The organism is Mycolicibacterium wolinskyi str. Jessa 2025, assembly GCF_049241375.1.
Lineage (GTDB): Bacteria > Actinomycetota > Actinomycetes > Mycobacteriales > Mycobacteriaceae > Mycobacterium > Mycobacterium wolinskyi.
On sequence record NZ_CP185960.1, the window covers coordinates 6842714 to 6868294 of the forward strand.

Sequence of the window (25581 nt, forward strand, 5' to 3'; positions counted from 1 at the left end):
CGCCCACAGCCGGCCGGCCCGGGTACGGAAACCATAAAAACTCGGGACCCGGGTGACCCATGGCTACTCATGCCAAAGATCACCGCAATAGTTGTCGGTCAGCGCTACGCTTGCCGCCTATGAACGCGCCAGATGCCGCGGCTCCGAGGTCGAACGAAACTCTCACTCTCGGTGAGTTGCTCGCCGACGAAGTACTCGCCGGCGCCGAGTTGATCGCGGGGCATTCCGGGTTGGACCGGGCGATCAGTGCCGTGAACGTGATGACGGTTCCCGATATCGGCAGGTGGGTTCGGCAGGACGAGTTCCTGCTCGCCACCGGCTATCCGCTTCCGCGTGATGACGAGGATCAAGGCAAGCTGTTGACCGACCTGCACCAACTGGGTCTGGCAGGCATCGGCATAAAACTCGACCGCTACATGCCCGAACTAGGACAGGGAATGATCGACGTCGCCGACCGTCTCGGCCTACCCCTCGTCGTCATCCCGGAACGCATCCGCTTCGACGACATCCTGAGCAGGGCGTTCGCCATCATCGTCAACCGCCAAGCCTCGGCATTGGCGAAGGCACAAGAGATTCACCACTCCTTTCTCGCGATCACCCTGTCCGGTGGAGGTCTCGCTGAGTTGGCGAACAGCTTGTCCGGTCTGCTCGGGGAAGCGAGTGTCGTGATCACTGATCATCAGGGCACCGTTCTCGCGCTGGCGGGGGATGAAGCCCCCCTGGTGGATCTGCGCTTCCTGAAGACGACGTCAGCCGACTTGTTACGACTGGGCTTGACCGGTCTGCACACCGACAAGCGCACCGGCAAGCGGTGGGCGTCGCGCGAGATTCGCGCCGGGCGACTCCACCACGGCTTCGTGGTTGCCGTTGAGGCGGAGCGATCGTTCGGCGAATTCACCTTGGTGGCAGTCGGACAGGCAGCGATCGTGGCTGCATTGGAGATCACGCGTGACCTCGCGGTGGGAGCAGTCGAGCGCCGCTTCTCGTCCAACGCCCTGTTCGAACTGATCTCGGGCAGCGAATCCGAATCTGATGAATACGCCTCGTTGGGCTCTGGCTTCGGATGGGACCTCGAACGCGACATCGTCGTCCTGGTGGGCCGAAGGGAGGGCACCACTGACGAATCTCGGGCAAATAAGCGCCTGTCTCGTCTGGCAGACGATCGCGCCATCGAATTCTGGACCTCCGCGGTACGCAGCAGAGACCGATTGGCGGCCGCTGCGGGCCTTGGCTCCGAACTGGTCGCTGTCATCGGCGCCGACCAGGACGCGATCACCGTCGCACGCGCTATCCAAGACGAAGTCGCGCACTTCACACATGGTCAGTACGCAATCGGGGTCAGCCGCAATTACGTTGGGCCGGCGGGTGTCTCGATCGCATACCAGGAGGCACGCACAGCCCTGCGGCTCGGACCGCGCGTTTCGGGGGCCGGCGCGGTCACTGCCTACGGTGAGTTGGGCCTGTTCCGCTTGCTCGCGCAGGTCAGTGACGATGACCTACGGGCATTCGCTGAGGAAAAACTCGGACCTGTCCTTCGCATGAGCGAACCCGAACGGTCCGAGATGTTCCAGACCTTGGAGACGCTCATCGAACACAACATGAATATGGCCGAGGCAGCACGGCATCTCCACTACCACTACAACACGCTGCGGTACCGGCTCGCGAAACTCGAACGGCTCCTCGGCCCGTTCAGCACCAGCACGCCGGTGGCAATCCAAATCGGAGTGGCATTGCAGATCAACGAGATGCAGAAGATTCTGGCGAATCGGTCGAAATGATGGACCGGGCGTTCGGTCGTTCGTGAACCGCCCGCTGAGTCAGTTCGGGCGTACGCGGGCGCTGAGCCGCTCCAGGAAGTCGGCGAGACGTTCCCGCGTCACAGCCCAGATGAGCGGCAGCACTTTGATTTCGCCGCCGCCGTGCTTGGCGGCTGCGGGTGACGTGGGTGCGGCCACCGACGTCGCGGCCGCGGTCTGCTGCGCACTGCCGCCGACCGATACCGGCGCCGGCGGCCCGGTTGCTCGATACGGCTGCCCAGCTCACCGGCGAAGTCGACGAACATCTGGTTGGACACGTCGCGAATTCCACGGCCCAGCGAGGCGATTCGGCCGGTGAGGTCGATATCCGAGACGACATCGATGCGGCTGCCCGCCTCGGCCGCTTCGACTTGCAGCGCGACATGGGCCACGACCGAACCGGATCCGCGTTTGTCGCGGCCGGACGCGTCGAGCACTATCCTGCGCGCGGCGGGGTCACGCTCGATCACCGATGCGCGTCCCGCGTAGTTCATCTTCAGGGGCCCGATGGCCACGCGCAGCACGCCCTCGTATCTGTCGTCGCCCAGATCGTCGACGAGTTCAGCGCCCGGCATGCACTCGACGACGCCGGGAGTGTCCTGAAGGAATGCCCACACCTCGTCGGGCGGGGCGCCGACCTCGGTCCGATGCTGAAGTTTCATGCGCTCTTTCCCCTTTCGAGGTCCCGCTGGTCGAGCAGCGCGAGGACCCGTTCCGCGGTGATCGGTAGTTGGGTGGGCCGGATGCCGACGGCCGCCTCGACGGCGCTGGCGATGGTGGCCGCCGGCGGTCCGATCGGAGGTTCCCCGATACCGCGCGCGTTGAGCGGTCCACGGCCCTCGCCACTTTCGATGATCGCCACCCGAATATCGGGCAGATCCATCGCTGTCGGGATCAGGTAGTCGGCGAACAGTGACGACAGCGGGTGGCCGGCATCGGTCACGCAGTCTTCGGTGAGCGCATAGCCGATACCTTGCGCGGCTCCGCCGATGATCTGGCCTTCGACCCGGGTCGGGTTGATCGCTCGTCCGACATCGTGACAGGCGGCGTACTTGAGCAATCGAACGTCACCGGTTTCCAGATCGACTTCCACCTCGGCCGCGTGGGTGCCGAATGTGTAGTCGGGGTAGGTGTGCCCCTGACCCTTCTGCGGATCGAAACCACCGGATCGGGCACGCCAGGTGTTGAGGACGGCGGTGTCGACGCGTGCCTCGTTGGCGGCGCGCACGAGTTCCGGCAGGCTCAGGCCGGTCGCTCCGTCTTCGGTGCGCACCATGCCGTCGACCCACACCAGGGCATCTTCGGGAACGCCGAGTTCCTTTGCGGCGACTGGAGTCAACTGGTCGCGCAACTTGCGGGCGGCCCGCAGGATCGCATTGCCCGACATGTACAGCTGGCGGGTGGCGTAGGTGCCACCGGCGGGCGGAGTCAGCGCCGTGTCCCCGATGTAGACGCTGATGTCGGACAGCGCGACACCGAGGATCTCCGAGGCTATCTGGCACAGGCTCGCGGCCTGCCCGGCACCGAGATCGGTGACGCCGCTGCGGATCAGCAAGGTGCCGTCGGCCTGCAGCGTCACCCACGCCGCGGCATGATCGCGGAACCAGATGGAGCGGCCGTACGGTTGCATGCCGCATGCGAAGCCCTGCCCCACGACTTTGTTGGGTCCGCTGGGACGGCTTGGCGCACCGAGCATTTCGAGTGCGGCGTCCCGGGTCTCGCGAACCGCGACGGCCGTTGTGATCGGTTCGCCGCCGGCCAGGAGGTCGCCTTTCTCGATGTAGTTGCGGTCGCGGATCTCCTGGCGGCTGAGCCCCAGCTCGGCCGCCAGGGCGTCCATCTGCGATTCGTAGCCGAGGGTCACCTGCATGGCGCCGAAACCGCGGAAAGCGCTGGTGGGCACGTTGTTGGTGAACACGGCCCGCGACCGGATGCGAACCGCGGGAACCTTGTACGGGCCGGGCGACAGGGCCGCGCCGGCGAACAGCACGCGGGCGCTCAGGCACGGGTAGGCGCCCGCATCGCCGGTGATGTCGGCGTCGACCGCGAGGATCTTTCCGTCCTTCGTGGCCGCGGTGCGGTAGTGCATGGTGAACGGATGGCGTTTGGTGCTGGCCAGGATCGATTCCTGGCGCGACCAGATCATCCGCACCGGCCTGCGGGTCCGCCAGACCAACAGCGCGATGTAGGGCTCGACGGTCATGTCCTCTTTGCCGCCGAAGCCGCCGCCCATGTACGAGGCGATCACGCGGACCTGGCTCTGGGGTAGCCCGAGGATCGTCGCGATCTCGACCGCGTGCTCGATCACCTGAGTCGAGATACGCAGTGTGACAACGTCGTTCTCGATCCACCCGACACCTGCCTCGGTTTCGAGGTACGCGTGCTCGACGTGCTGGCTGCGGTAGGTGTGGTCGACGACGACGTCGGCCTCGGCAAACGCCGCATCGACGTCGCCGCGGTCCAGGTGCCAGTTGACCAGGACGTTGCCTTCGTCGTGCACGAGGGGTGCGCCGTCGGCCAGTGCGTCTTCGGGGCGGTAGACGCCAGGTAGCGGTTCGTATTCGACCTCCACGAGGTCGGCCGCCTCGGCTGCGGTCTCCGGATCCGTCGCGGCCACCACCGCGACCGGCTCTCCGACGTAGCGGACCCGATCGCGCGCGAGTACGGGCTGCTCGACAGTCAATTCACCGAGTCCCCCGCTGGCATGCTCGACGACGGCGTTGTGCGGCACGTCGGCAGCGGTGAGCACCGCCACCACCCCTTCGAGCCGCTCGGCGGCCGAGGTGTCGATTCTGACGATCTTCGCGGGTGCGACATCGGATCGGACGACCTTGCCGTGGATCATGCCGGGAAGGTTCCAGTCCGCGGCGTACAGCAGCGTGCCGCGAACCTTGTTGACGAAGTCGTGGTGGGCGGGCGACTGTCCAACGACCCGGAAGTCGCGCTCGCGGGGCTCCGGACCCGAGTCGGCGTCCGGGTCGAATTCGGCTGGGGCGCTGGGCGGTTCGGTCGTGTCCGGCGTGGTTCCCGGTTCTACGGTCGTCACTGGGCGCCTCCCCTCTCTACTGCCGGCGCGTGCAGGTAGTCCTCGACCGCGTCGACGATGGCCTGGTAGCCCGTGCAGCGGCACAGATTGCCGACCAGCTCGTGGCGGATTTCCTCACGCGATGCGTCCGGATTGCGTTCGGCCAAGGTGGCCGCGGTCAGCAACATGCCAGGGGTGCAGAACCCGCACTGCGAGGCCCCGCGCTCCAAGAAGCACTTCTGCAGCGGATGCGGTTCGTCCTGGGGATCCGACCATCCCCGCAACGTGACGATGTCGTGGCCCTCCGCCTGGACCGCATAGACACAGCACGCGCTGACCGGATCGCCGTCCATCAGCACCGTGCAGGTGCCGCAGACACCTTCGGCACAGCCGTACCGCACGTCGGGCATACCGAGGTCGTCGTGCAGGACGTCGAGCAGTGTTCGGTCGTTGCGCACCCACACCTCGTGGTCGCGGTCGTTCACGCGGAGCACCACCTGCGTACGGATCATGCTGTGCGGCCCTCCTCAGCGAGCACCTGTTCCAAGAGCCTGCGGGTGTGCACGGCGACGAGCCGGCGTCGGTACTCGGCCGTGGCATGCAGATCGGTGTCCGGGTCGAGCGAGGCCGCGATCGCGTCGGCACTCTCGCGGGCCCGGTCCGGGTTGCCGGGGTCCGACAGCGCCGGTACGAGGTATTCCCCGTCGACCAGCAACGGCCGGACCGCGACGCCGCCAAGCACCACACGAACGTCGGCGGCGGCGCGTGCCATGACCGTGACGCTGACCGTCGCGAAATCCGAATAGCGACGGACGACTTCGTGAAAACCCCAGCGGCTGCTGGCCCCGACCGGGATGCGCCCGCCGACGATCACCTCGTTCGGTTCCATCGCGGTGGTCAGGTACGTGAGGAAGAACTCGTCAGCCGGGATGGTGCGCGTGCCCGTCGGCCCCTGCACGACGATCTCACCCCCCATGGCGATCGTGACCGCGGCGATCTCCCCGGTCGGGTCCGCGTGAGCGAGTGTGCCGCCGAACGTGCCCCGGTTGCGGACCCGGACATTGCCCACGAACTGCACGGCGTGCGCGAGCAGTGGCGCATGCGTGCGCACGACGTCGGAGGTCGTCAGCTCGCGATGACGGGTGTTGGCGTCGATCACCATGTGCCCACCGTCGACCCTGGGCGCGGCGGCCGGGATGGGGTTGACGTCGATGAGCGCGCCAGGCGCGGCAAGGCGCAGGTTCAGCATCGGGATCAGACTCTGCCCGCCGGCCAGGATCTTGGCCTCGCCATCCCACAGGTCGAGCAGTTCGATTGCGTCGGACCACGATTCGGCCCGCTGATATTCGAAGCAGCTCGCCGGGGTACGCCCGGCGGTTGTCGGCATCGTCTCCTGCACCGTCATCGGCCTGCCTCCCCACCGTTGACGAGGTGACGCAGCAGCGTGAGTTCGGCATCGTCTACCGGCGGCAGCTCGTCGATCTCGTCGTGGACGAGCAACTCGAAACCCGTTGCGGCGCGCACTTGCTCGAGTGTGACGCCGGCCTGCAGGCCGCGTACCCTCATGCGGCGGGAATCCGGCTCGAAGTCGAGAAGCGCCAGGTCGGTGACCACCCAGCGCGGCCCGCCGTACAGCAATCCGCTGTCGCGCCTGCTGGTTCCACCGGCCAGGAAGCCCGGACTGGTGACGAAGTCGACCTTCTCGACGAAGCGGCGTGGCTCGTGTTGGGTCACGACCACGACCTGGTTACACATCGATGCGATGTCGTTGGCACCGCCGGGACCGGGCAGCCGCACCGACGGGTTTTCGGGGTCACCGACGATGCTGGTGTTGACGTTGCCGAACCGGTCCACCTGCGCGACGCCGATGAAGCCATAGTCGAAGAATCCGCGCTGAGCCATCAGGAAGATGTCCGTCGCGGTCGTGAGCATCTGGGCGCCGACCGCGGCGCGGACCTCGTTGGTCGACGCGGGCAGTTCGCCGGCCAGCAGCTCGATGCCGATCATGCCGCCTTCGAGGAGCACCGTGAGGTGGGGTGCCTGGCGCCGCTTGGCGATCGCCGCGGCGACGAGCGGCTGGCCGATCCCGGCGAACAGCACCTTGCCGTCCTCGAGCAACCGGCTCGCGGCGATCGTCATGATCTCGTCGGGCCGGGCGTCGGGGTGCTGTTCGGCTCGCAGTTCGCCGGTCGCCGGGCGGGTCAAGGAGTCGGTCATCGGGGCAGCATCTCCTCAGCGGTACGTCGCGCGGCCGCGAGCCGATCGGGGTCGATCGAGGCCAAATACGCGTCGTGGTCGGCGTGGGCGGTCAGTGCCTCGACGTAAGCCCGGGCACCCTCGATGCCGCCGCTCTTCACAGCTTGCATATACGCGGTGAATTCGTCGAGGTCGGCCTCGTAGTGCCCGTAGCACTCATGCGGATAGGCACCCATCGGCTGATGCACGACCGCGTCGACAGCGAACCCGGGAATCACCGTGCGGCCGGGATCGCAACGGAACTCGTCGGTCGCGACGATCTCCTCGGCGGTGATGATGACCCGGCGTGCGGCCAGCGCCAGGTCTGCGTCCATCAGTTGATAGCCGTCGATCTGGGCGTTTCCCGCCGCGTCGGCGCGCTGGACGTGGATCAGCGCCACATCGGGGTTCAGGCTGGGCACCGCGTTGAGAACCTGCCCGGTGTAGGGGCAGTCGACCTTCGCGAGGCGGAGCCGTACGTCGATGTCGGAGCCCAGCATGCTCAGGGTGGGCAGATACGGCACACCCATGGCTCCGGCCTTGTAGCGCAACCCGATACCGAGATGGCTCCATTCCTCGAAGACCTGGCGACCCTGCTCGACGAGGTTACGCACGACCGGCGCGAGGCCCCACCCGTGGCCGATACCGACCCAGCTGGTCATTATTCGCTCGGCGGTGCCCGTGGCCAGCATGAGCTCGGCCTCGAAACACGACAGCGGGCGGGTCATCGTCAGGCCTGAACGCCCCTGGCGGAGTATCTCGATCAGCAGCGCCATGGGGGTGCGGGCGTGGTTAGTGCCGCCGACACCGATCACCGCATCGTTGTCGACCAGCCGCCGCACGGCATCGGATGCCGTGGTGACCTTGTCATCGGCTGTGCGCGTGAGCCCTTCGAGTTCGAGGCGCGCCTCCATGGCGCCTGGCGTCATCAGACGGCCGCTCATGCCGCACCCACCAGACTGCCCAGGAGCGGGCGCACCTCGGCGGCGAATCGCTCGACCTGCTCCGGGTCGTAGGCATGGGGTACGAGGCAGATCTCCCGCACACCGGCGTCCAGATGGGCGGCGATCTGTTCGGCGCAGTCCTCGGGGGTTCCGCAGATCGCGCTGTCGGGCGTGGCATTGCTCCACTCCGGGGTGTCGAAGTACGAGGCCAGCCACGGCCCGGTCAGCGCCTGCGCCTGTTCTTTCGACGAGCCGATGCAGATCGGCAACTGGTTGAGCGAATGCAGCTGGTCGGGATCTCGGCCGGCCTGTTCGGCGAACCGCGAAATCTTGGCCCACGATTCGGCGAACGCCTCTGCGGTGTAGAAGTAGGTCAGCCAGCCGTCGCCGAGGGTGGCGACCCGCTTCAGCACGCGGTCGACATAGCCGCCGATGAGAACCTGGGGACGCGGTTTGGGCAGAGGCAACATCTTGACCCGGCGAAACGAGAGGTCGTCCCAGGTGCCCGTCACCTCGTCTTGGGTCCACAGGTTCATGCAGACTTCGAGATTGCGCTCGAAGATCTTGCCGCGATTCTTGAACGGCGTTCCGGTGGCATCGAATTCGCGCTCATACCAGCCGGCCGCCATGCCGAGCCGCAGCCGGCCGTCGGACACCGCTTGAATGGTCGCGGCGGTCTTGGCCAACAGCGCCGGATCCCGGATCGGCAGCACCAGCACGCCGGTGCCCAGCGTGATGGTGGTCGTGTGACTTGCCAGCACCGCAAGCGTCGTGAGCGCTTCCAACTGGGGAAAGGGCTGGCGGCTACCGAGGAACAGATGATCCCAGGCCCACAGTGAGGTGAATCCGAGTTGTTCGGCGCGCCGTGCCGTACTGAGCAACTCGTTGATCTGAGGGGTTTTGTCGGCCGAGGTGAAATTCTCTATGGCCAACCCGAAGGTCGCGGGCAAGGCGTCGTCCTCTCTGTTGCGGATGAGGGCTGTGAGGCGCCACGTTATGCCAATCCCCTGCCCTGTTCCATGTCAGAGCTAGCCAACCGACCGAGCCATGTTTGTCACCGATTGCCATTCAATTGCGCGCGGAATGGCATGAACCGAATACGCGTCCCCGGGACGGCTTGGGCGGCGAGGTCAACACCCGCCCGCGGAACGACGCCAAGCACCGGATAACCGCCGGTTACCGGCCGATCCGCCAGGAACAATGTCGGCCGTCCCTTGGTCGGCACTTGCAGTGCGCCGAGCACCACACCCTCGCTGGCGAGTTCTCCGCTGCGGCATCTGGGTATGTCGGGACCGTCGAGGCGGATGCCGACGCGATCGGCGTCGGCGGTGACGGTGAATTCATGGTCGGCAAGCCGGGTCACGTCACAGAACCAGTCGTCACGCGGGCCGAGCATGAGCGGAAGTTTCATCGATCGCGTGTCCATTGCCGGCAGCGGCGCCGAATCCGTTGCGGGCCAGTCGTCCTCAGCACCTCCGATGCGCAAGGCATCGCCTGCCCGCAGCGGCGGGGTGCCGAGTTTGGCCATGGTGTCCCACGACATCGATCCCAGCACGCACCGGCCGACGAGCCCCCCGCGCACGGCGACGTACGTGCGAAGCCCTTCGGTGGCCGGTCCGAGCGTGATGGTGTCCCCGGGGCGCGCCGCGAATGCGGCGTTCGGCCCGTGCCGCCGATTACCGCAGGCAACGGCGACGTGTGCGCCCGTCACCGCGATCAACACGGGCGCGTCGACGGTGAACGCCATGCGCCCCAGCGTGACCTCGATGCAGGGCGCGCCTGGCCGATTCCCGACCAGGCGGTTCGCGAGGTCGTACGAGGTGCGGTCCGCGGCGCCCGACTGTCCCACGCCCAGGTGGGCGAAACCGCTTCGCCCGCGGTCCTGCAGCAGCGCCTGCACGCCGACGGATGTGACGGTGAGCGCGCTCATCAGCCCACGTCGCGGAACTGCACGGTCGCACCGGGACGCAGCACTGCGGGCGGCTCGGCGGCGGTGTCCCAGAGAACCGCATCGGTGTGCCCCAACAGTTGCCACCCACCGGGCGACACCCGGGGATAGACCGACGAGAACGCGCCGGCGATCGCGACCGCGCCTGCCGGCACCCTGATACGTGCCTCGCCACGGCGCGGTACCCGCAAACGCGCGTCACCGCCGACCAGGTAGGAGAATCCGGGGGCGAAGCCACAGAACGCCACGCGCCACGGCGTGCCGGTGTGCGCTTCCACCACCTCGGCGACGGTGAGCCCGGTGAGGCGGGACACCTCGGCGAGATCCTCACCGTCGTAACGCACTTCGATGACGTGATGCCCTCGGTCATCAGCCTGTTCGGGGCTGGGTCGCAGATTTTCCAGCGCCGCCCGCAGCGCGGTTGCGTTCGTCGACTCGGGGTCGAGTGTCACGAGCAGCGTGGTCAGGCCCGGGACGACCTCTCGCACGCCCGGCAGGTCGGCCTGTCGCACGGCTGCCGCCCACCGATGAACCATCCGGTTGTCGTCGAGGTCGAGCAGCCAGGCCTCCTCACCGCACGGCCGCAATTGGGGCACGGACACCGAACCGGCTGTCACCGAATGGGATACAGCTCGACACCCGCGGCCTCCAGTGCGGCGCGGGTCTTGCGCGCGATGTCGACAGCACCGGGAGTGTCGCAGTGCACCAGCAGCGCGTCGGCGGTCACCTTGACCTCGCTGCCGTCGTTGGCGGTCAGGTGCCCCTCGGTGACCATCTGCACGGCGCGCGCCGCGGCGGCGTCGGCATCGGTCAACAGTGCATTCGGCTCGCTGCGGGACTGAAGCAGCCCCTCTGGCGTATAGGCGCGGTCTACGAACGCTTCCGCGACCATCCGGAGTCCGGCGTCCGTGCCGAGCCGCCACACCTCGGTGTCCACGGCGGCGAGAAGCGGTAGGTCCCTGTTGAATTCGAGTGTCGCGTCGACGAGGGCCTGCGCGTGCTCGGTGTTCTTGGTGGCGACGTTCCAGAGTGCACCGTGGGCCCGTACGTAGTCGACCTTGCCGCCGGCCAATCGGGCGAAGACTTCCAACGCGCCCATCTGGTACAGCAGATCGTCACGCAACTCCGGACCCGGGACAGCGATGTAGCGACGACCGAAGCCGTGGAGGTCGCGGTAGCTCACCTGCGCACCGATCGCAACGTTGTTCTTGACCGAGATCGCACAGGTGCGTCGCATGATGCCCGGATCACCGCCGTGAAATCCGCACGCGATGTTGGCGCTCGTGACGATCTCGAGCAACGCATCGTCGTCGCCGAGGCTCCATCGGCCCAGCCCCTCACCGATGTCGGTTGTCAACGCTACTCGTGGCGCCATGGGCTCCTCCTGCCTGCTTCGACTAGATCGTCTCGGTCCGAGTATTCCCGCCGCGCGGAGTGAGGAACAGCTTCGGTCACTGACGCTCATTCGTCAGCGACACTGCCGATTCGCCGAATCGGCCGTGTAGCGACCGCCGGACGGCTCGCACCGAGGGGTCACCCGCTCTGGCCTGCCTCGCCAACGTGACGAGGGTGCGCGACCATCCGGTTTCGAGCCGGACCAGGGCCGTGCCCTCCCGCCGCGGCGGCAGGACGAGACGCGGCAGAATGCTTGCGGCAGCACCCTGGCGAACCACCAGCAAGAGCAGGTCGAGGTCGTAGGACTCGAACTGCACGGTCGGCGCAAAGCCGAGCCCAAGGCAGTGCTGGACCGACCAGGCCCGGGAGGCGGCGCCGACGGGTTCCAGCGCCCACGGCAGGGCGCTGCCCGCCTGCACAACGTCGCGCCCCCTCAGCAGATCGGCCGCGACCACGATCTCCAGAGCGTCCTCGGCCAGCACTTCACGGTGCACGTGCCGGGGCAGCGACGGGGCGCCGCCGGGGTACTCCTCGCTGACCACCAGATCGAATTCACCGCTGAGCAGCGCCGGAACCGCGACCTCCGGCTCCGACTCGACGAGCTCGACCCGCAGACCCTCATGCCGTTTCTGGCATTCCAGCAGAGCCGGGACGAGTGCGCGGGCCGCGCTCCCGAACGCGGCCACCCGGCACGTGCCCGTCGGCGGCTCTTCACCGGAGCGCAGCTCGGCGTGCGCCACTTCGAGCGCCGCCAGGATGTCGGCGCCACGCTCTGCAAGCCGCCTGCCCGCCTCGGTGAGGCGTACTCCGCGACCGATCCGCTCCAGCAGCGCCGCCCCGGCCTCACGCTCGAGCAGGGACAGTTGCTGAGAGATCCCCGACGGGCTCATGTGCAGGGCATCGGCCACCGCCGCGATCGTGCCGCGTTGGCTCAGCTCCACGAGGAAACGCAATCGCCGGACGTCCAACATCACCCGATTGTAGGAAAACACTTCAGTTCTGCTGCCGGATTGACGGCAGGAATCGGTGATGTTGCCGTGCCGCCGCAGTGCCTAGTGTTCCGGTCAGGAGGTGTTCCGTGCTGACGACCGAATCGTTCTTGCTCAACCCCGGCTGGTCCCCCGGCCGCACCGCCGAACCTCGGCAGACCGACGAGATCCGGCGGTTCCACGAGACCCTGCCGGGCTACGCGGTGACCCCGCTGGTTCCGCTGCCGACGGTCGCGGGCGCGCTCGGTTTGGCAGCGGTGATGGTCAAGGACGAGTCGCTGCGGCTCGGGCTTCCGGCGTTCAAGATGCTCGGCGCGTCCTGGGCCGTCCATCGAGCGCTGCGGTCGACCGATCGCGCGCGGCCCCGCCTGATCACCGCGACCGACGGCAACCACGGCCGCGCGGTGGCCCGGATGGGCGCGCTCCTGAATATTCCGACCACGATCATTGTGCCCCAAGGTGTTTCGGAGCGAGCCATCGAGCTGATCCGTTCCGAAGGCGCCGATGTCCGGGTCCTCGAGGTGGCCTACGACGACGCCGTCCGGCAGGCCGCCGCGCTGGCCGACGCCGACCCCGACGCGCTGCTCGTACAAGACACCTCATGGCCCGGCTACGAGGACATCCCGCAGTGGATCGTCGACGGCTATTCGACTCTGTTCGATGAAGCGGCTGATCAAGTGGCAGCAGTCGGCGCGGATGTCGATCTCATCGTCGTGCCCGCCGGTGTCGGGTCCCTCGCCCATGCCGCGGTGACCTTCGGCCGTTCGCGCCCTCACTGCCGGGTTGTCGCTGTCGAACCAATGGTCGCCGACTGTCTGCGCGCAAGCCTGGCCGCGGGTGCGCTCATGTCGGTGCCGACCGGCCAGACCAGCATGGCCGGACTCAATTGCGGCACACCGTCCTACCTCGCGTGGCCCGATCTCCAGAAGGGTCTGGCCGGTGCCGTGGCGGTCGACGACCGACAAGCCGAACAGGCCATGGCAACGCTCGCCGAACTCGGTGTCGACGCCGGCCCGTGTGGTGCCGCCAGCCTGGCCGCGTTACGGAGCTTGGCAGCCGAACCCGCCCGTTCGCGACTTAGCCTGGGCACTGATGCAACGGTCCTGTTGCTCAACACCGAAGGCTCCAGTGCGGCCGGACAGTCAGCTTCGGTTTGAGTATCGGGCCGTCATGTCAGTGACCTGACAATGCCCGGCAGTTCCTTGAGAGTTGCGCTGGGCCGGTGTTCGGTGGCACGACCCACGTACACGGCAGCCATTCCCGCCTGTCGAGGACCCTCGATGTCGGCATCCCAGTTGTCGCCGACAAACGCGACTTCTTGCGCAGCAGCACCAACTTCACGCAGAGCAGCCTCGAAGATGAGCGGGTGAGGCTTGCGCCAGCCAACATTCACCGACGCGACGATGCGGTCGATGGACGTGTGTAGACCAAACTGTCGCACCAGGCGCGGAACCAGATCCGGATGATGGGTGTTGCTGACGATCGCCAGCGCATGATCAGACGACAGATCGGCGACACACTCGAGCGCATGCGGCGCCGGCGAGACATTCGCCGTCCATGCGTCGAGATACTCGGCTATGAGCGTGTCGATGGCCCCCACGACAAGCGGTGGCGATCCGATCGAACGCCAATACCTTTGCGCCACTTGGTACATGGAGAACTCTCGCCCTGACCTTACAGCCTCGGCATCGAGATCGTCCCACGCCATCTGCCAGTATGCATTGGAAGCACTCTCGGAGATCTCCGACCCGGCACGCCGCGCAAATGCCAACGGCGCGTTGTAGTCCGGATGGATCGACGGGTTGTAGTCGACGAGTGTGCCGAAGAAGTCGAAGAATACGTATTTGATCATCGCGATCCTTGCCGTAACACGGCCATACGGCGAGCGATCATGCGCATGCCATACCGCGACGAACCAAGTCGTCTCAACTTCGAGTCATGTAGCGCATCGACGTGCATCTCAAAGGAGCATATGACACCGAGTCTGAGAACCTGCTGTCGGTTCTCAAACTCCGTGACGGATGGAATATCGCCACCGCCCGGGACCAGACATCTACGTTGTTGTGCTCGCCAACGTCATTCACCAACGTGGCGGCCCACCGATCGCGGGGCTCAGCGGCGACGTGGCAACGGTGACTGCGCAGGCCTTTGCGTCTCTACGGGACGTCATAGGTTTGCGGTTTATAACCGATTGTGCGACAGCCTATTACAGCACCCTCACTACGAGGTCATCGCTGCATCAGGGCGAAGATCCCCCAACCGAGAAACTCCCGCATGTAGCGTACGTAGCGTGCAGGCTCGGAACTGAGCTCGTCTCGTACCTCGGGCGCCAGTTCGTCGTCGGGGTTCTCGTCGAGCCAGCGACGGAGGTTGAGCCACTGCGCCGCGACGTACCGGTCCCAGCTGTCCTGGTCGGCGAGCATCATTTCCACGATGTCGTAGCCGAGGTCGCCAAACTTCTCGATGAGCTCGGGCAGCGGCAAGAAGTCGGACAGACTGGTGGCGTGGCAGGCCTGCGCAGCCTTCAGATCCGGCGGGATCTGACGCCAATACGGCTCGCCTATAAGCATCATGCCTCCCGGGCGAAGGTTGCGGCTCAGCAACTCGGCCGTTCCAGCGACGCCGTCGCCGATCCAGGTGGCACCGACACAAGCGGCTAGATCGACCGGCTCGTCTGCCACATGACCAGAGGCGTCGCCGTGGACGAACTCCACCCGGTCGGCGACGCCGAGCTCCATCGCGCGGGCCCGAGCCTGCTCGATGAAGACCGTGCTGATGTCCACGCCTGTGCCCCTAAAGCCCAAGTCACGTGCCCAGGTGCACAACATCTCGCCCGAGCCGCAGGCCAGGTCAAGCACGCGTGTACCAGGAGGCAAGCGGAGCGCGTCACCCAAGGCGGCGAACTTGGCGGCAGTCATGGGGTTGTGAATGCGGTGGCTGGTCTCGCGGATGGTGAAGATACGGGGAAGGTCCATGGTGCCGCTCATCCTGTCAGGCCGGCAGATGACGATCGACCCGATTTCCGGCAGGACTTCGTCACTGGCCACACAACGATTGGTGATCCGGTGACTTGAGGAACCCATGGATCTCCTCAGCGACTCGATCCGGCGCGTCTTCAGCCGCGAAGTGACCGGCGCCAGGCAAGTAGATGAACTGTGCTTCCGGCAAGAACGCACGCAATCGCGGACCCTCACGGCGAAAGTAGGGCTCCGGCTTGCCCCAGATGATCAACTTTGGGCCAGCGATCTCCGGCAATCTCCGCTTGATCAGCCGGCATTCGGATACATAACCCTCGAGGCGCTCGAGCCTGAGAATCGTTCGGCGGGTGGCCAACTCATCAAGCGGCTGCCGATAACGTGCTTGAAGAACATTGTCACGGTGCGCCGCTCGCAAGAACAGCGGCAAAGCGCGGGAGTAGAGGTTGGCGGGCACCAATGCCGCCTCGCCAAGGTACGGAGCGGTCAGGGGCCGCCAGTACATCGGTGGTCGGAAGTCCGCGCGCACAGTGGTGTTCAACAGCACCAACCGGTCGATCTGCGTGGGCCGCCGGGCCGCCGCTGCAAGGCCGATAGGCCCACCCCAGTCATGGCCCACGAAGTGAAAGCGATCGAGTGTGAGCGCGTCAAGGAAGCTTCGCAGCGCACGAGCCTGTTGGGCGAAGTCGGCCCCGTGCGACGGCCCCGACGACTGACCGAATGACAGCAGATCGGGTGCGAGGACGCGAAAATCCGGCAGCAGTCGTGAGATGGTCCCTCGGAACTCCAGCGAGAAGAGCGGACTGCCATGCACCAGCACAACGACTGGGCCGGTGCCAGCATCGATCGAAAACATCTCGCCGCCATCAACCGCAACGCGTCGCGACGGCAGTTGATCGTATTCAACGATGTCCATGAACCGCTCCGAGCGTCTGTTCGACCATCGATAGCACTCGGAGCGGGACGGGCAGGACGCAGCTGATTACCGCCTCGCGAAAACGCAAATAATGTGCCGTCACTCGCGACATACATGTCACCTGCTCATCCGACTCAACTCGCCGACGCCTGACTCCGGTCGACCTCCCACGCTAGAAGCTGCCGCAACGGCAAGGTCAACACTTCCACGAAGTCGGTCGGCCAATAAACACGCGGCGGCCATCCCAGTTCAGACCCTTGTCACATATCGCTACGGTGAGTAGCGTAACCGGCTGTGACCCGGAGTTTCCATGTCGGCCAGCCGTTCACCACGTCGGATGCAGACATCGAGGCGGCATTGCAGGACGTCAGCATCCCGACGCTGCTGCTCTCGCTCGTGCACATCACCGGTGATCCGCGGTTCATCCGGGAGTTCAAGCAGGCCGGGCTGTTCCTCAATGAGGTCCAGGGCTTCATGAGTGAAGAGGACAAGGCCAGGGCCCGAGCGGCCGCACTACCGGTGATCGCCGACTACCGAGAGCGTGGCTGTCCGGTGCCAGATCCGTTGCCGGCCGAACTCGTGAAAGAGATGTTGGACTGGGCGGCGTGTGAACCGGTCGATGACGACAATCTCCCATTGGTTCTGGAGGAACTCGACCTCGAAGGTGTCGACCCGCGCCGGCCGAACGCACTCGACCCCGAGCAGGCAAACGACTTCCACGTGATCGTGATCGGCTGCGGCGAATCAGGGGTGTTGGCCGGCGTCCGGCTAAAGCAAGCCGGCATCCCGTTCACTATCCTGGAGAAGAACGCCGGTCCCGGCGGAACATGGTGGGAGAACAGCTATCCGGGCGCCCGCGTCGACGTGGCCAACCACTTCTATTGCTATAGCTTCGAACCCAGTAACCATTGGGATCACTTCTTCGCCGAGCAACCCGAGTTGCGTCAGTACTTCCGTGACGTCGTCGACCGCCACGGGCTCGAGCCGCATATCCGATGGAATACCGAAGTCCGCTCGGTCAGCTGGGACGACGATGCATGGACGGTGACCACCGACGACCAGACCTACACCGCGAACGCCGTCATCACCGCAGTCGGCCAACTCAACCGCCCGCATATCCCCGAATTCCCCGGCGCGGCAACGTTTGACGGCCCGTCGTTTCACTCCGCCGCGTGGGACCACAGCGTCGACGTCACCGGCAAGCGCGTTGCCCTCGTGGGCGCGGGGGCGAGTGGCTTTCAGATCGCCCCGGCCATCACCGACAAAGTCGAGCACCTCACGGTGTTCCAGCGCACCGCCCAGTGGATGTTCCCGAACCCGATGTACCACGAGCCGGTCCACGACGGCGTCCGTTGGGCAATGGAGCATCTGCCGTATTACGGCCGCTGGTACCGGTTTCTGCTGTTGTGGCCGGGCGCCGACAAAGGTCTCGACGCCGCACGCGTCGACCCCTACTACACCGACCAGGGCAACGCCGTCAGCGACATCAACGCCGTCGCGCGCATCATGTTCACCGACTGGATCACCACCCAGGTCGGCGACGATGCCGACCTGTTGGCGAAAGTATTGCCGGACTACCCGGCCACCGGGAAGCGCACCCTGCAAGACAACGGCAGCTGGCTCGGCACCCTCAAGCGCGACAACGTCGACCTGATCCGCACGCCGATCGAACGCATCACCCCGACGGGCATCGTCACCGAAGACGGCGCCCGTTACGACGTCGACATCATCGTGTACGCCACCGGGTTTCGCGCCACCGACGTGCTGTTCCCGATGACCATCACCGGCCGCGACGACATCGATCTGCGTGAGCTCTGGGGACAACGCCCCTACGCGTATGGCGGCATCACCGTGCCGGGCTTCCCGAACTTCTTCATGACGTACGGCCCCGGCACGCATCTGGCGCACGGCGGCAGCCTCATCCTCAACTCGGAACTGCAGATGCGCTACATCAACCAGTGCCTCGAACATCTCGTCACCAACGGGCTGAAAACCATGGAACCACGCGATGAGCCGACCAGGGCCTGGCACAAGCGTTCTCAAGAAGAGATCCGCAAGACCGTGTGGGCACACCCGTCGATCAAGCACTCGTACTTCAAGAACACCGACGGGGAGATTCACACCGTCAGCCCGTGGCGGCTCAGCGAATACCGCTCCGCCATCGACGAACCCGTCTGGTCCGACTTCATCATGGAGGCCTGAAGATGCGCGCGGTCGTCGTCGACAACGCCGGTGAGATCCACGTCGACACCCGGCCCGACCCGACGCTGCCCGGTCCGGATGGCGCGATCGTCCAAGTGGAGGCCGCGTCGATCTGCGGTTCGGACCTGCACTTCCTCGAAGGCCACTACCCCATCGCCGACCCGGTCTCCCTCGGCCACGAAGCCGTCGGTACGGTCGTCGAAACCGGCTCGGAGGTAACGAGATTCCAGAAGGGCGACCGAGTGCTGGTGTCCTCGGTCGCCGGTTGCGGCCGATGTGCCGGCTGCGCGACCCACGACCCGATCAAATGTGTGCAAGGCCCGCAGATCTTCGGCTCGGGGATCCTCGGCGGCGCACAGGCAGAACTACTCGCGGTGCCTGCTGCCGACTTTCAGCTACTGACCATGCCCGACGGCATCGACACCGAACAGGCCCTGCTGCTCACCGACAACCTGGCCACCGGTTGGGCCGCAGCGAAGCGAGCCGACATCCCCATCGGCGGCACGGTGGCCGTCATCGGATTGGGCGCAGTGGGCATGTGCGCGCTGCGCAGCGCGTTGACGCTCGGTGCAGCAACGGTTTTCGCGGTCGACCCGGTCGAGGCTCGGCGCAAGCGAGCAGAAGCTTGGGGCGCGAAAGGGATCACGGCGCCATCCGCACAGCCGATCCGAGAAGCCACCGGTGGGCTGGGTGTCGATGCGGTCATCGACGCCGTCGGCACCGACACGTCGATCAACGACGCGCTGGATGCCCTGCGCACGGGCGGCACGGTGTCGATCGTGGGTGTGCATGACCTGCAGCCTTACCCCCTACCCGCCCTTGCGTGCCTGCTGCGCAGCCTCACCATCCGCATGACGACCGCGCCCGTGCAGCAGACGTGGCCGGAGTTGATTCCGCTGCTGCAGGCCGGCCGGCTGGATGTCGACGGGATTTTCACCGACACACTGCCTTTGGACGAGGCCGCCGACGGATACACAGCCGCCATGTCACGATCCGGCGAGCATCTCAAGGTCCGACTGAATCCGTAAACCGTACAGTTTCCTACCAGTTCGCTGTGAACTTGTTGAAAGGCCTACTGTCCGACACTTTTTCGTGACAGTGCCCACATTGGGAATGTTCTCGCGAAAAATGGAATAGCGGTCACGCCACTGGTCGTTTCACGGACACGTGCGCACACCCCTTCCCACCCACACCGGGCGCAGCTGATGCGCCAAGGCCCCCTCGCCGGTCGCTATCCCGCAGTGGCCACGATGGTCACCCTCGCATTGATCCCCTACCTGGCGTTATCCGCCGCGCTGGACCCGCTGGTACCGATCATCTGCGAGCAACTGCACATGTCGGAGCAGGCGATGAGCCTGAGTTCCGGTCTGGGCAACGCCGCGTATGCGGTCGGTACGGTGCTGGCCGTCCAGTTCGCCCAACACTTGCCGCAACGCAGAATGCTGTTGCTGTATGCGGTGGTTCTCGTCATCGGCTCGGTGATCGCGGCGTCGGCGCAGAACGGCGTCATGTTCGTCTGCGGTCACATACTGCAGGGCCTGGCCACCAGCATGCTGCTGATCGCCGCGGCACCGCCGCTGACCATCGGGTTTCCGCGAGACAAGCTTCGCCACACCGCCGTCATCATGAACATGTGCGTGTTCGGGGCCGTCGCCCTCGGCCCGTTCATCGGCGGCGTTCAGGCCGAAGCGAATTCGTGGCGGCCGCTGTTCTGGGTGGTGGCTGCGATCGCGCTTCTGGCGCTCGTGATGGCGGCATTGACGTTCGAAGACGCCCCGCCCGCCGATCTCGACGCGCCGCGTGACCTGACGGCGATCGGCCTGGCCTCGGTCGGCTGCGCCGCGGCCTTCATCGGTGCCTCACAACTGACCAGCCACAATTTCTCTGACCCCGCGGTCACCGTGCCGATGCTCGGCGGCCTGGCACTGATCGTGGTTCTCATCGTCTACCAGTTCAAGGCACGCCGACCGCTGCTGACCATCCGGGCGATGCTCACCAGTGCCATCCCGGTCGCCGGTGTCGGCGTGGCCCTGTTCGCCGCGGCGGCTTCGGTGGCGGCGACCGCGCTGACGGCCGGGGTGTTCCTGCAGACCTACAGCCCGGTGCAGGTCGGATTGCTGTATCTGCCCGAGCTCGGCGGCGCGATCGTCATGGCCTTCGTCTTCGGCTTCGTCATCACGCGACGTGCGATGCACTATCTGCCGCTGGTCGGCATGGCACTGCTCGCCGCCGGGATCGTCGTCTTCCGGCTGGCGCTGCCCGCCAATCAACCGTTGGCACTCATCGCGTCCGCACTCACCGGCCTCGCGCTGGGTGCCACGGTCGCACCGGCATTGTTCGTCGCCGGATTCTCGCTGCAGTCCAACAGCCTTCAGCGTGTCTTCGCGATCATCGAGCTGCTGCGGGCGGTGGCCGCGTTCATGGTCGCGCCGATCTTCGCGCATTTCGCCGTCAACGCGTCGGGCGGTCTCACGGCAGGTACCGGGGATGCGTTGTGGGTGGGGTTCGGCTTGGCCGTCGGTGGCGCGTTGTTCGGTGTGGCGGTCTACGCGCTCAGCGGCGCGCGGCCCCAAACGCCCGATCTCGATCGCTTCCTCGACGGCGAGTCGCCGGCGTGGTACTCGCCGCCGCTTCTCGCGCGGATCCGTCGGGGCCTGCCGGCGCCGACGATTCCCGCCGAACGGGCCGCAACCCTCCTCGTTCCGGAACGCCGGTCCACGTCGGCCTCGACGGGGCCGGTGCTGTTCGCCTACGACGGAACGGAACGCGCCGCATGTGCGATCAGACAGGCTTCAGCGCAGCTCGCGCCTCGGCGTGACGCGGTCGTGGTGTGTGTCTGGCAGCCCGTCGATGTCGGCTTCACCCCCACCGGCGGAACACATTTCGACGCCGACAAGGCCACCGAGGTGCGGCAGGCTGCCGCGCGGACGGCTGCGCACGGAGCAGAACTCGCGGGCGCGGCCGGATTCGTGGCCCGCAGTGTTGCCGTCGAAGGCGCGCCCACGTGGCAGGGCATCGTCAAGGCAGCCGACGAACACAACGCGAGCCTCATCGTGATCGGACCGCACCGACGCAGCGGACTGCTGGGACACCTCGAAGGCAGCGTGGCGGCAGCCGTCGTCGCGCACGCCACCACGCCCGTTCTCGTCATTCCGGAGTAGCGGCACCTTCCTGCACGTGCTTGCGCAGGTTGTCGCGTAGCGCCGCGACACCGCGCTGCATGGTCTTGAGTTCGTCGAGCGAGAGCCCGGTCGCGGCGACGAGGTCCATCTCCAAGGCCTCTTCGCGAAGCGCGCGGCCGGCGTCGGTCAAGCTGATGACGACTTGGCGTTCGTCTTTCGGATCTCGTTGGCGCGTCACATAACCGAGCGATTCGAGCTTCTTGAGGATCGGGGTCAAGGTGTTGGATTCCAGGAACAGTTTCTCGCCGAGGCTGCCGACCGTCTGGTGATCCTCTTCGGACAAGGCGACCAACACGATGTACTGCGTGTACGTGACGCCGCGGGGCTCGAGGATCGGCTTGTAGGCCTTGCCGTAGGCGAGGTTCGCCGAATAGATCGCAAAGCACATGAAGTCGGCCAAGCGCGGGCTCTTGGTTGTCACGCCCATATTCTATCGGATCCGATTCAATCGGATGGGATTGACATCGCGGTTTTCGGTGTTAATGTCTAACGCATCCGATTCAATCGGATCCGACTAAAAGATGAACAGGAGACCAACATGGCCACACAGACCGAGAATGTCGTCTACACCGCCAAGACCCACACCACTGGTGGACGTCAGGGCGAGTCCTACAGCTCGGACGGCAACCTCGACATCCAGTTGACCCCGCCGGGTGGAAACGGTTCGGGCACCAACCCGGAGCAGCTGTTCGCCGCCGGCTGGTCTGCGTGCTTCCTCAGCGCCATGGGCTTGACCGCCGGTAAGCACAACGTGAAGCTGCCCGCCGACACCGCCGTCGACGCCGAAGTCGATCTTCTCAACACCGACGGGGCGTTCTCGCTTCAGGCGCGGCTCAACGTCACCATCCCCGGCGTCGATCGCGAGACCGCGCAGGCGATCGTCGACGATGCACACCAGGTGTGCCCCTACTCGAAGGCCACCCGCGGCAACGTCGACGTCACGCTGAACGTGGCCTGACACTCGTAGCGGGCCGGGGTCTACTCCTTCATGTCCAGCACCGGGGTCGGTTGCTGGAACCCGCGGGTGACCCCGGCCAGCCACACGAATCCCACTGCCAGCCAACACAAACCGATGATGAGCGCCAGACCGGACAGGCTCGTCCACAGCCACACGGTCAACAGGAATCCGATCAGCGGCAACACCAGACTACCGATCACCTGGCCTCCCGCACGTTCGTGGTTGTCGACGTAGTAATGCTTGATGACCGACAAGTTGACGACCGAGAACGCCACGAGCGCACCGAAACTGACGAGCGACGCCATGATGGCCAGATCGATCACGATGGCGAGCAACGACAACACCGACACCACGAGGATCGCGTACACCGGAGTCGAGTAACGCGGTGACACGTAGCCGAAGATCGATCGGGGCAGGATGCCGTCGCGCCCCATCGCGTACAAAATGCGGGCCACCGAGGCCTGCGACGTGATCGCGGATCCCAATGCGCCTGCCACATATGCGGCGGTAAAGAAGGTTTCGAGGAACTGCCCACCTGCGGTCACCATCACGTCGAGGGATCCGGAATCCACATCGGCGAACTCGTTGGACGGGAAGACGAGCTGCCCGAGGTAGGACAGCACCACGAAGATGAGGCCCGACACCACGGTGGCGATCATGATGGCCTGCGGGACAGTCCGTTTGGGATCCTTGGCTTCTTCCGACAGGGTCGACACCGCGTCGAAGCCCAGGAACGACAGGCACAGGATCGCCGCACCGGCGAAGATCGGGCTGAACCCGGGCGCGGTACCGTCACCGGTGAACGGCGCGGCCAGGTCAACGGTGCCGAGGCCGAACACCTTCGAGCACGCCAGCACCAGGAACGTGACGATGAATATCGCCTGGATCGCGATGATGACGAAGTTGGCGCGGGCCACCGACACGATGCCGACGATGTTGAGCACCGTCACGATCGCGATCGCGATGAGGATGAAGATCCACGCCGGTACGGCCGGGAACGCGGCCTCCAGATAGATGCCGATGACGAGGTAGTTGATCATCGGCAAGAACAGATAGTCCAGCATGAGCGACCAGCCGGCGAGGAAACCCACCGGGGCGCCGAAGGACTTCTGGGTATACGTGTATGCCGACCCCGCAACGGGATACGCGACGGCCATCCTGGCGTAGGAGCGCGCGGTGAACACCATCGCCGCCAAGGTCACCAGGTAGGCGAGCGGAAGGCGTCCGCCACTGGTCTGCGTGACGATGCCGTAGGTGGTGAACACCGTGAGCGGCACCATGTACACCAAACCGAACAAGACCAATGACGGCAGGCCGAGCGCCCGGCGCAACTGCCCCTCGGTCACCTCCGTGGTGTTCGACATGTCATTCCTCTCAATCCGCGGCCGAATAGACCTGGCGGCCCTGCAAATAGGTCGCACGAACCTGCACCGCAGGCAACTCCAGCGGGGACACGGTGCGCGGGTCACGGTCCAGCCACACCAGGTCGGCACTCGCGCCCGGCGTGATCCGTCCCCAGTCCGCCTCGGCGAATGCCTGGAACGCAACCGCGCCGGTGTAGGACGCGAGGGCAGGCTCGATCGGCAAGATCTCATCGGGCGTCCAGCCACCTGCCGGATCGCCTTCGGCCGTACGCCGGGAGACCGCTACGGCGATGCCGTCGAGCGGTGCACCGGACGACACCGGCCAGTCCGAGCCGAAAGCCAGTGCCGCGCCGGAGTTCTCCAGCGTGCGCATCCGGTATTGCTTGTCGGACCGTTCCGGCCCGAGGCGCGGGATGGTGAGCACCGTCATCAAGGCATCCATCTGCGCCCACAGCGGCTGCATGTTCGGGATCACGCCCAGTTCGGCGAACCGGCCGATGTCGTCGTCATCCACCAGTTGCGCGTGCGCGATGACCGGGCGGCGGTCACGCGGACCGTTCTGCCGCACAACGTATTCGATGGCATCCAGGGCCTGGCGCACCGCGGCGTCGCCGATCGCGTGAATGTGGATCTGCATGCCCAGTTCATCGACACGGCGCGCCGCCTGGGCGAGCGAATCGCCCTCCCACAACTGCATGCCGTGGTTGTGCAGGCCCGAACAGTACGGTGCCAGCAGGGCACCGGTCTCGTTCTCCACGACGCCGTCGGCGAAGAACTTCACCGTGTGCGCGGTCAGCAGCGGCGACCCGGCCGCCTGTACGCGGTCCCTGGCCGCCGCGTATTGCTCGACCTGCGAATCGAAATGGCGCGGATCGGCATAGAAGGCCAGATTGAACCGCATGCGCAGCGCACCCTGCTGGGCCGCGGCGGCATAGGTGTCGACGTCGGCAGGTTCGACCCAGGCGTCCTGCACCCACGTCACACCGTGGGCGAGGTAATAGTCGGCCGCAGTACCCAGAGCACCGACGCGCACGGCCTCGTCACGGGCGGGCATCACCGCCGCGACCAGATCCGTGGCACCCCATTCGCGCAACGTGCCGAGCGGCGAGCCGTCCTCGCGGCGCGGGATCTCGCCGAGCACGGGTTCGGGAGTGTCGGCCGTGATGCCGGCCCGCTGTAACGCCACCGAGTTGACCCAGAACGTGTGATAGTCCCAGGCCCGCAGCACAACCGGGCGATCCGGGACGGCGGCGTCGAGCCACCGCGCGTCGAACAAGCCGCCGGGCGCCAGGCTTCCGTCGTACGACGCGCCGACGATCCACTCCTGCTCGGGGTGGGCAGCGGCGTATTCCTTGACGGCCAGCACTATTTCGTCGATCGATTGGCACTGCCGCACCGGCGGGCCTGCCGATTCCAGACCGCCATACAGTGGGTGCGCGTGCCCGTCGCCGAACGACGGCATGAGGAAGCCGCCGTCGAGATCGACCTGCTTGTCAGCGTGCTGCGCCTTGGCCTGTTCCCCGACCGCCCGTACGACGCCGTCGGCGATCAACAGCGCATCGGTCGGCGTCGTCATGGGGGTCCAGATGGTTCCGCCATGAAAGAGGGTGGCCGCCGTGTCGAGCACGGTCGGCACATTACGCGCGTTCACA

23 protein-coding genes are annotated in these 25581 nt (G+C 66.0%); 6 read left to right on the plus strand and 17 right to left on the minus strand.

The window, feature by feature from the left end; genetic code table 11:
* Positions 1-119 precede the first annotated feature (119 nt).
* Positions 120-1778 (plus strand): PucR family transcriptional regulator, encoded by a 1659-nt coding sequence (locus ACOI2T_RS33905; RefSeq protein WP_165766030.1) that lies wholly within the window; start codon positions 120-122, stop codon positions 1776-1778.
* Positions 1779-1876: 98 nt separating this feature from the next.
* Here the strand turns inward: ACOI2T_RS33905 and ACOI2T_RS33910 are convergent, their stop codons facing one another.
* The 11 genes from ACOI2T_RS33910 to ACOI2T_RS33960 all read right to left on the minus strand — a co-directional run bounded on the left by ACOI2T_RS33910 (position 1877) and on the right by ACOI2T_RS33960 (position 12314).
* Positions 1877-2458 carry an SRPBCC family protein gene (locus ACOI2T_RS33910; protein WP_421875281.1) on the minus strand — a complete coding sequence of 194 codons (582 nt, stop codon included), beginning with the start codon at positions 2456-2458 and terminating at the stop codon, positions 1877-1879.
* Entirely contained in the window at positions 2455-4842 is a 2388-nt protein-coding gene (locus ACOI2T_RS33915) for a xanthine dehydrogenase family protein molybdopterin-binding subunit (protein ID WP_409505250.1), read from the minus strand. Before ACOI2T_RS33915 ends, ACOI2T_RS33910 begins: the two co-directional genes overlap by 4 nt.
* Positions 4839-5333, minus strand: coding sequence for a (2Fe-2S)-binding protein (locus tag ACOI2T_RS33920; protein WP_067848028.1), 495 nt, complete (start codon positions 5331-5333; stop codon positions 4839-4841). The genes ACOI2T_RS33915 and ACOI2T_RS33920 overlap by 4 nt, the downstream gene beginning before the upstream one ends.
* Positions 5330-6226, minus strand: coding sequence for an FAD binding domain-containing protein (locus ACOI2T_RS33925; protein WP_409505251.1), 897 nt, complete (start codon positions 6224-6226; stop codon positions 5330-5332). The genes ACOI2T_RS33920 and ACOI2T_RS33925 overlap by 4 nt, the downstream gene beginning before the upstream one ends.
* Positions 6223-7038: a CoA-transferase subunit beta gene (locus ACOI2T_RS33930; RefSeq protein ID WP_409505252.1), complete on the minus strand. Its 816-nt coding sequence runs from the start codon at positions 7036-7038 to the stop codon at positions 6223-6225. The genes ACOI2T_RS33925 and ACOI2T_RS33930 overlap by 4 nt, the downstream gene beginning before the upstream one ends.
* Entirely contained in the window at positions 7035-8000 is a 966-nt protein-coding gene (locus ACOI2T_RS33935; RefSeq protein ID WP_409505253.1) for a CoA transferase subunit A, read from the minus strand. The genes ACOI2T_RS33930 and ACOI2T_RS33935 overlap by 4 nt, the downstream gene beginning before the upstream one ends.
* Positions 7997-8950, minus strand: coding sequence for an LLM class flavin-dependent oxidoreductase (locus ACOI2T_RS33940; protein ID WP_084356568.1), 954 nt, complete (start codon positions 8948-8950; stop codon positions 7997-7999). The genes ACOI2T_RS33935 and ACOI2T_RS33940 overlap by 4 nt, the downstream gene beginning before the upstream one ends.
* A gap of 104 nt (positions 8951-9054) precedes the next feature.
* A complete protein-coding gene (locus ACOI2T_RS33945; protein ID WP_409505254.1) occupies positions 9055-9930 on the minus strand; it encodes a 5-oxoprolinase subunit C family protein in 876 nt (291 codons plus the stop codon).
* Positions 9930-10550, minus strand: coding sequence for a 5-oxoprolinase subunit B family protein (locus ACOI2T_RS33950; RefSeq protein ID WP_421875287.1), 621 nt, complete (start codon positions 10548-10550; stop codon positions 9930-9932). Before ACOI2T_RS33950 ends, ACOI2T_RS33945 begins: the two co-directional genes overlap by 1 nt.
* 11 nt (positions 10551-10561) lie before the next feature.
* Positions 10562-11323, minus strand: a complete 762-nt coding sequence (locus ACOI2T_RS33955; protein WP_067848038.1) for a LamB/YcsF family protein — start codon at positions 11321-11323, stop codon at positions 10562-10564.
* Positions 11324-11399: 76 nt separating this feature from the next.
* Positions 11400-12314, minus strand: a complete 915-nt coding sequence (locus tag ACOI2T_RS33960; protein WP_409505256.1) for a LysR family transcriptional regulator — start codon at positions 12312-12314, stop codon at positions 11400-11402.
* Positions 12315-12421: 107 nt separating this feature from the next.
* Between ACOI2T_RS33960 and ACOI2T_RS33965 the strand changes: the two genes are divergently transcribed.
* Complete coding sequence (locus ACOI2T_RS33965; protein WP_409505257.1) at positions 12422-13489, plus strand: diaminopropionate ammonia-lyase; 1068 nt, start codon at positions 12422-12424, stop codon at positions 13487-13489.
* 11 nt (positions 13490-13500) lie between these two features.
* Here ACOI2T_RS33965 and ACOI2T_RS33970 read toward each other — a convergent pair whose 3' ends face one another.
* The 3 genes from ACOI2T_RS33970 to ACOI2T_RS33980 form a co-directional block, all read right to left on the minus strand.
* Positions 13501-14184, minus strand: coding sequence for an HAD family hydrolase (locus ACOI2T_RS33970; protein WP_409505258.1), 684 nt, complete (start codon positions 14182-14184; stop codon positions 13501-13503).
* A gap of 376 nt (positions 14185-14560) precedes the next feature.
* Positions 14561-15379: a methyltransferase domain-containing protein gene (locus tag ACOI2T_RS33975; protein WP_409505259.1), complete on the minus strand. Its 819-nt coding sequence runs from the start codon at positions 15377-15379 to the stop codon at positions 14561-14563.
* Complete coding sequence (locus tag ACOI2T_RS33980) at positions 15369-16223, minus strand: alpha/beta fold hydrolase (protein WP_409505260.1); 855 nt, start codon at positions 16221-16223, stop codon at positions 15369-15371. The genes ACOI2T_RS33975 and ACOI2T_RS33980 overlap by 11 nt, the downstream gene beginning before the upstream one ends.
* A 294-nt stretch (positions 16224-16517) precedes the next feature.
* Between ACOI2T_RS33980 and ACOI2T_RS33985 the strand changes: the two genes are divergently transcribed.
* From ACOI2T_RS33985 to ACOI2T_RS33995, 3 genes are all read left to right on the plus strand, one after another.
* Positions 16518-18425, plus strand: coding sequence for a flavin-containing monooxygenase (locus tag ACOI2T_RS33985; protein WP_421875292.1), 1908 nt, complete (start codon positions 16518-16520; stop codon positions 18423-18425).
* Between the two features lie 2 nt (positions 18426-18427).
* Entirely contained in the window at positions 18428-19453 is a 1026-nt protein-coding gene (locus ACOI2T_RS33990; RefSeq protein ID WP_409506413.1) for an alcohol dehydrogenase catalytic domain-containing protein, read from the plus strand.
* A gap of 177 nt (positions 19454-19630) precedes the next feature.
* Positions 19631-21586, plus strand: coding sequence for an MFS transporter (locus ACOI2T_RS33995; RefSeq protein WP_409506412.1), 1956 nt, complete (start codon positions 19631-19633; stop codon positions 21584-21586).
* Here the strand turns inward: ACOI2T_RS33995 and ACOI2T_RS34000 are convergent.
* The gene (locus ACOI2T_RS34000) at positions 21573-22028 is read right to left on the minus strand and encodes a MarR family winged helix-turn-helix transcriptional regulator (protein WP_409506411.1); all 456 of its coding nucleotides are present in this window, start codon (positions 22026-22028) and stop codon (positions 21573-21575) included. The genes ACOI2T_RS33995 and ACOI2T_RS34000 overlap by 14 nt on opposite strands.
* A gap of 117 nt (positions 22029-22145) precedes the next feature.
* On the opposite strand from ACOI2T_RS34000, the gene ACOI2T_RS34005 reads away from it, so the two are divergent.
* Entirely contained in the window at positions 22146-22565 is a 420-nt protein-coding gene (locus tag ACOI2T_RS34005; RefSeq protein ID WP_085146067.1) for an organic hydroperoxide resistance protein, read from the plus strand.
* Between the two features lie 20 nt (positions 22566-22585).
* On the opposite strand, the gene ACOI2T_RS34010 is transcribed toward ACOI2T_RS34005, so the two are convergent.
* Positions 22586-23929 carry an APC family permease gene (locus ACOI2T_RS34010; protein WP_409506410.1) on the minus strand — a complete coding sequence of 448 codons (1344 nt, stop codon included), beginning with the start codon at positions 23927-23929 and terminating at the stop codon, positions 22586-22588.
* Positions 23930-23939: 10 nt separating this feature from the next.
* Complete coding sequence (locus ACOI2T_RS34015) at positions 23940-25580, minus strand: amidohydrolase (protein WP_409506409.1); 1641 nt, start codon at positions 25578-25580, stop codon at positions 23940-23942.
* Between the last annotated feature and the right edge of the window lies 1 nt (position 25581).

Coding starts and splice junctions, on each gene's coding strand:
- ACOI2T_RS33955 (WP_067848038.1), bottom strand. CDS start 11,323: ATGGCGCCACGAGTAGCGTTGACAACCGACATCGGTGAGGGGCTGGGC.
- ACOI2T_RS33995 (WP_409506412.1), top strand. CDS start 19,631: ATGCGCCAAGGCCCCCTCGCCGGTCGCTATCCCGCAGTGGCCACGATG.
- ACOI2T_RS33920 (WP_067848028.1), bottom strand. CDS start 5,333: ATGATCCGTACGCAGGTGGTGCTCCGCGTGAACGACCGCGACCACGAG.
- ACOI2T_RS33970 (WP_409505258.1), bottom strand. CDS start 14,184: ATGATCAAATACGTATTCTTCGACTTCTTCGGCACACTCGTCGACTAC.
- ACOI2T_RS33935 (WP_409505253.1), bottom strand. CDS start 8,000: ATGAGCGGCCGTCTGATGACGCCAGGCGCCATGGAGGCGCGCCTCGAA.
- ACOI2T_RS34010 (WP_409506410.1), bottom strand. CDS start 23,929: ATGTCGAACACCACGGAGGTGACCGAGGGGCAGTTGCGCCGGGCGCTC.
- ACOI2T_RS33990 (WP_409506413.1), top strand. CDS start 18,428: ATGCGCGCGGTCGTCGTCGACAACGCCGGTGAGATCCACGTCGACACC.
- ACOI2T_RS33925 (WP_409505251.1), bottom strand. CDS start 6,226: ATGACGGTGCAGGAGACGATGCCGACAACCGCCGGGCGTACCCCGGCG.
- ACOI2T_RS33905 (WP_165766030.1), top strand. CDS start 120: ATGAACGCGCCAGATGCCGCGGCTCCGAGGTCGAACGAAACTCTCACT.
- ACOI2T_RS33960 (WP_409505256.1), bottom strand. CDS start 12,314: ATGTTGGACGTCCGGCGATTGCGTTTCCTCGTGGAGCTGAGCCAACGC.
- ACOI2T_RS34005 (WP_085146067.1), top strand. CDS start 22,146: ATGGCCACACAGACCGAGAATGTCGTCTACACCGCCAAGACCCACACC.
- ACOI2T_RS33910 (WP_421875281.1), bottom strand. CDS start 2,458: ATGAAACTTCAGCATCGGACCGAGGTCGGCGCCCCGCCCGACGAGGTG.
- ACOI2T_RS33945 (WP_409505254.1), bottom strand. CDS start 9,930: ATGAGCGCGCTCACCGTCACATCCGTCGGCGTGCAGGCGCTGCTGCAG.
- ACOI2T_RS33980 (WP_409505260.1), bottom strand. CDS start 16,223: ATGGACATCGTTGAATACGATCAACTGCCGTCGCGACGCGTTGCGGTT.
- ACOI2T_RS33930 (WP_409505252.1), bottom strand. CDS start 7,038: ATGACCGACTCCTTGACCCGCCCGGCGACCGGCGAACTGCGAGCCGAA.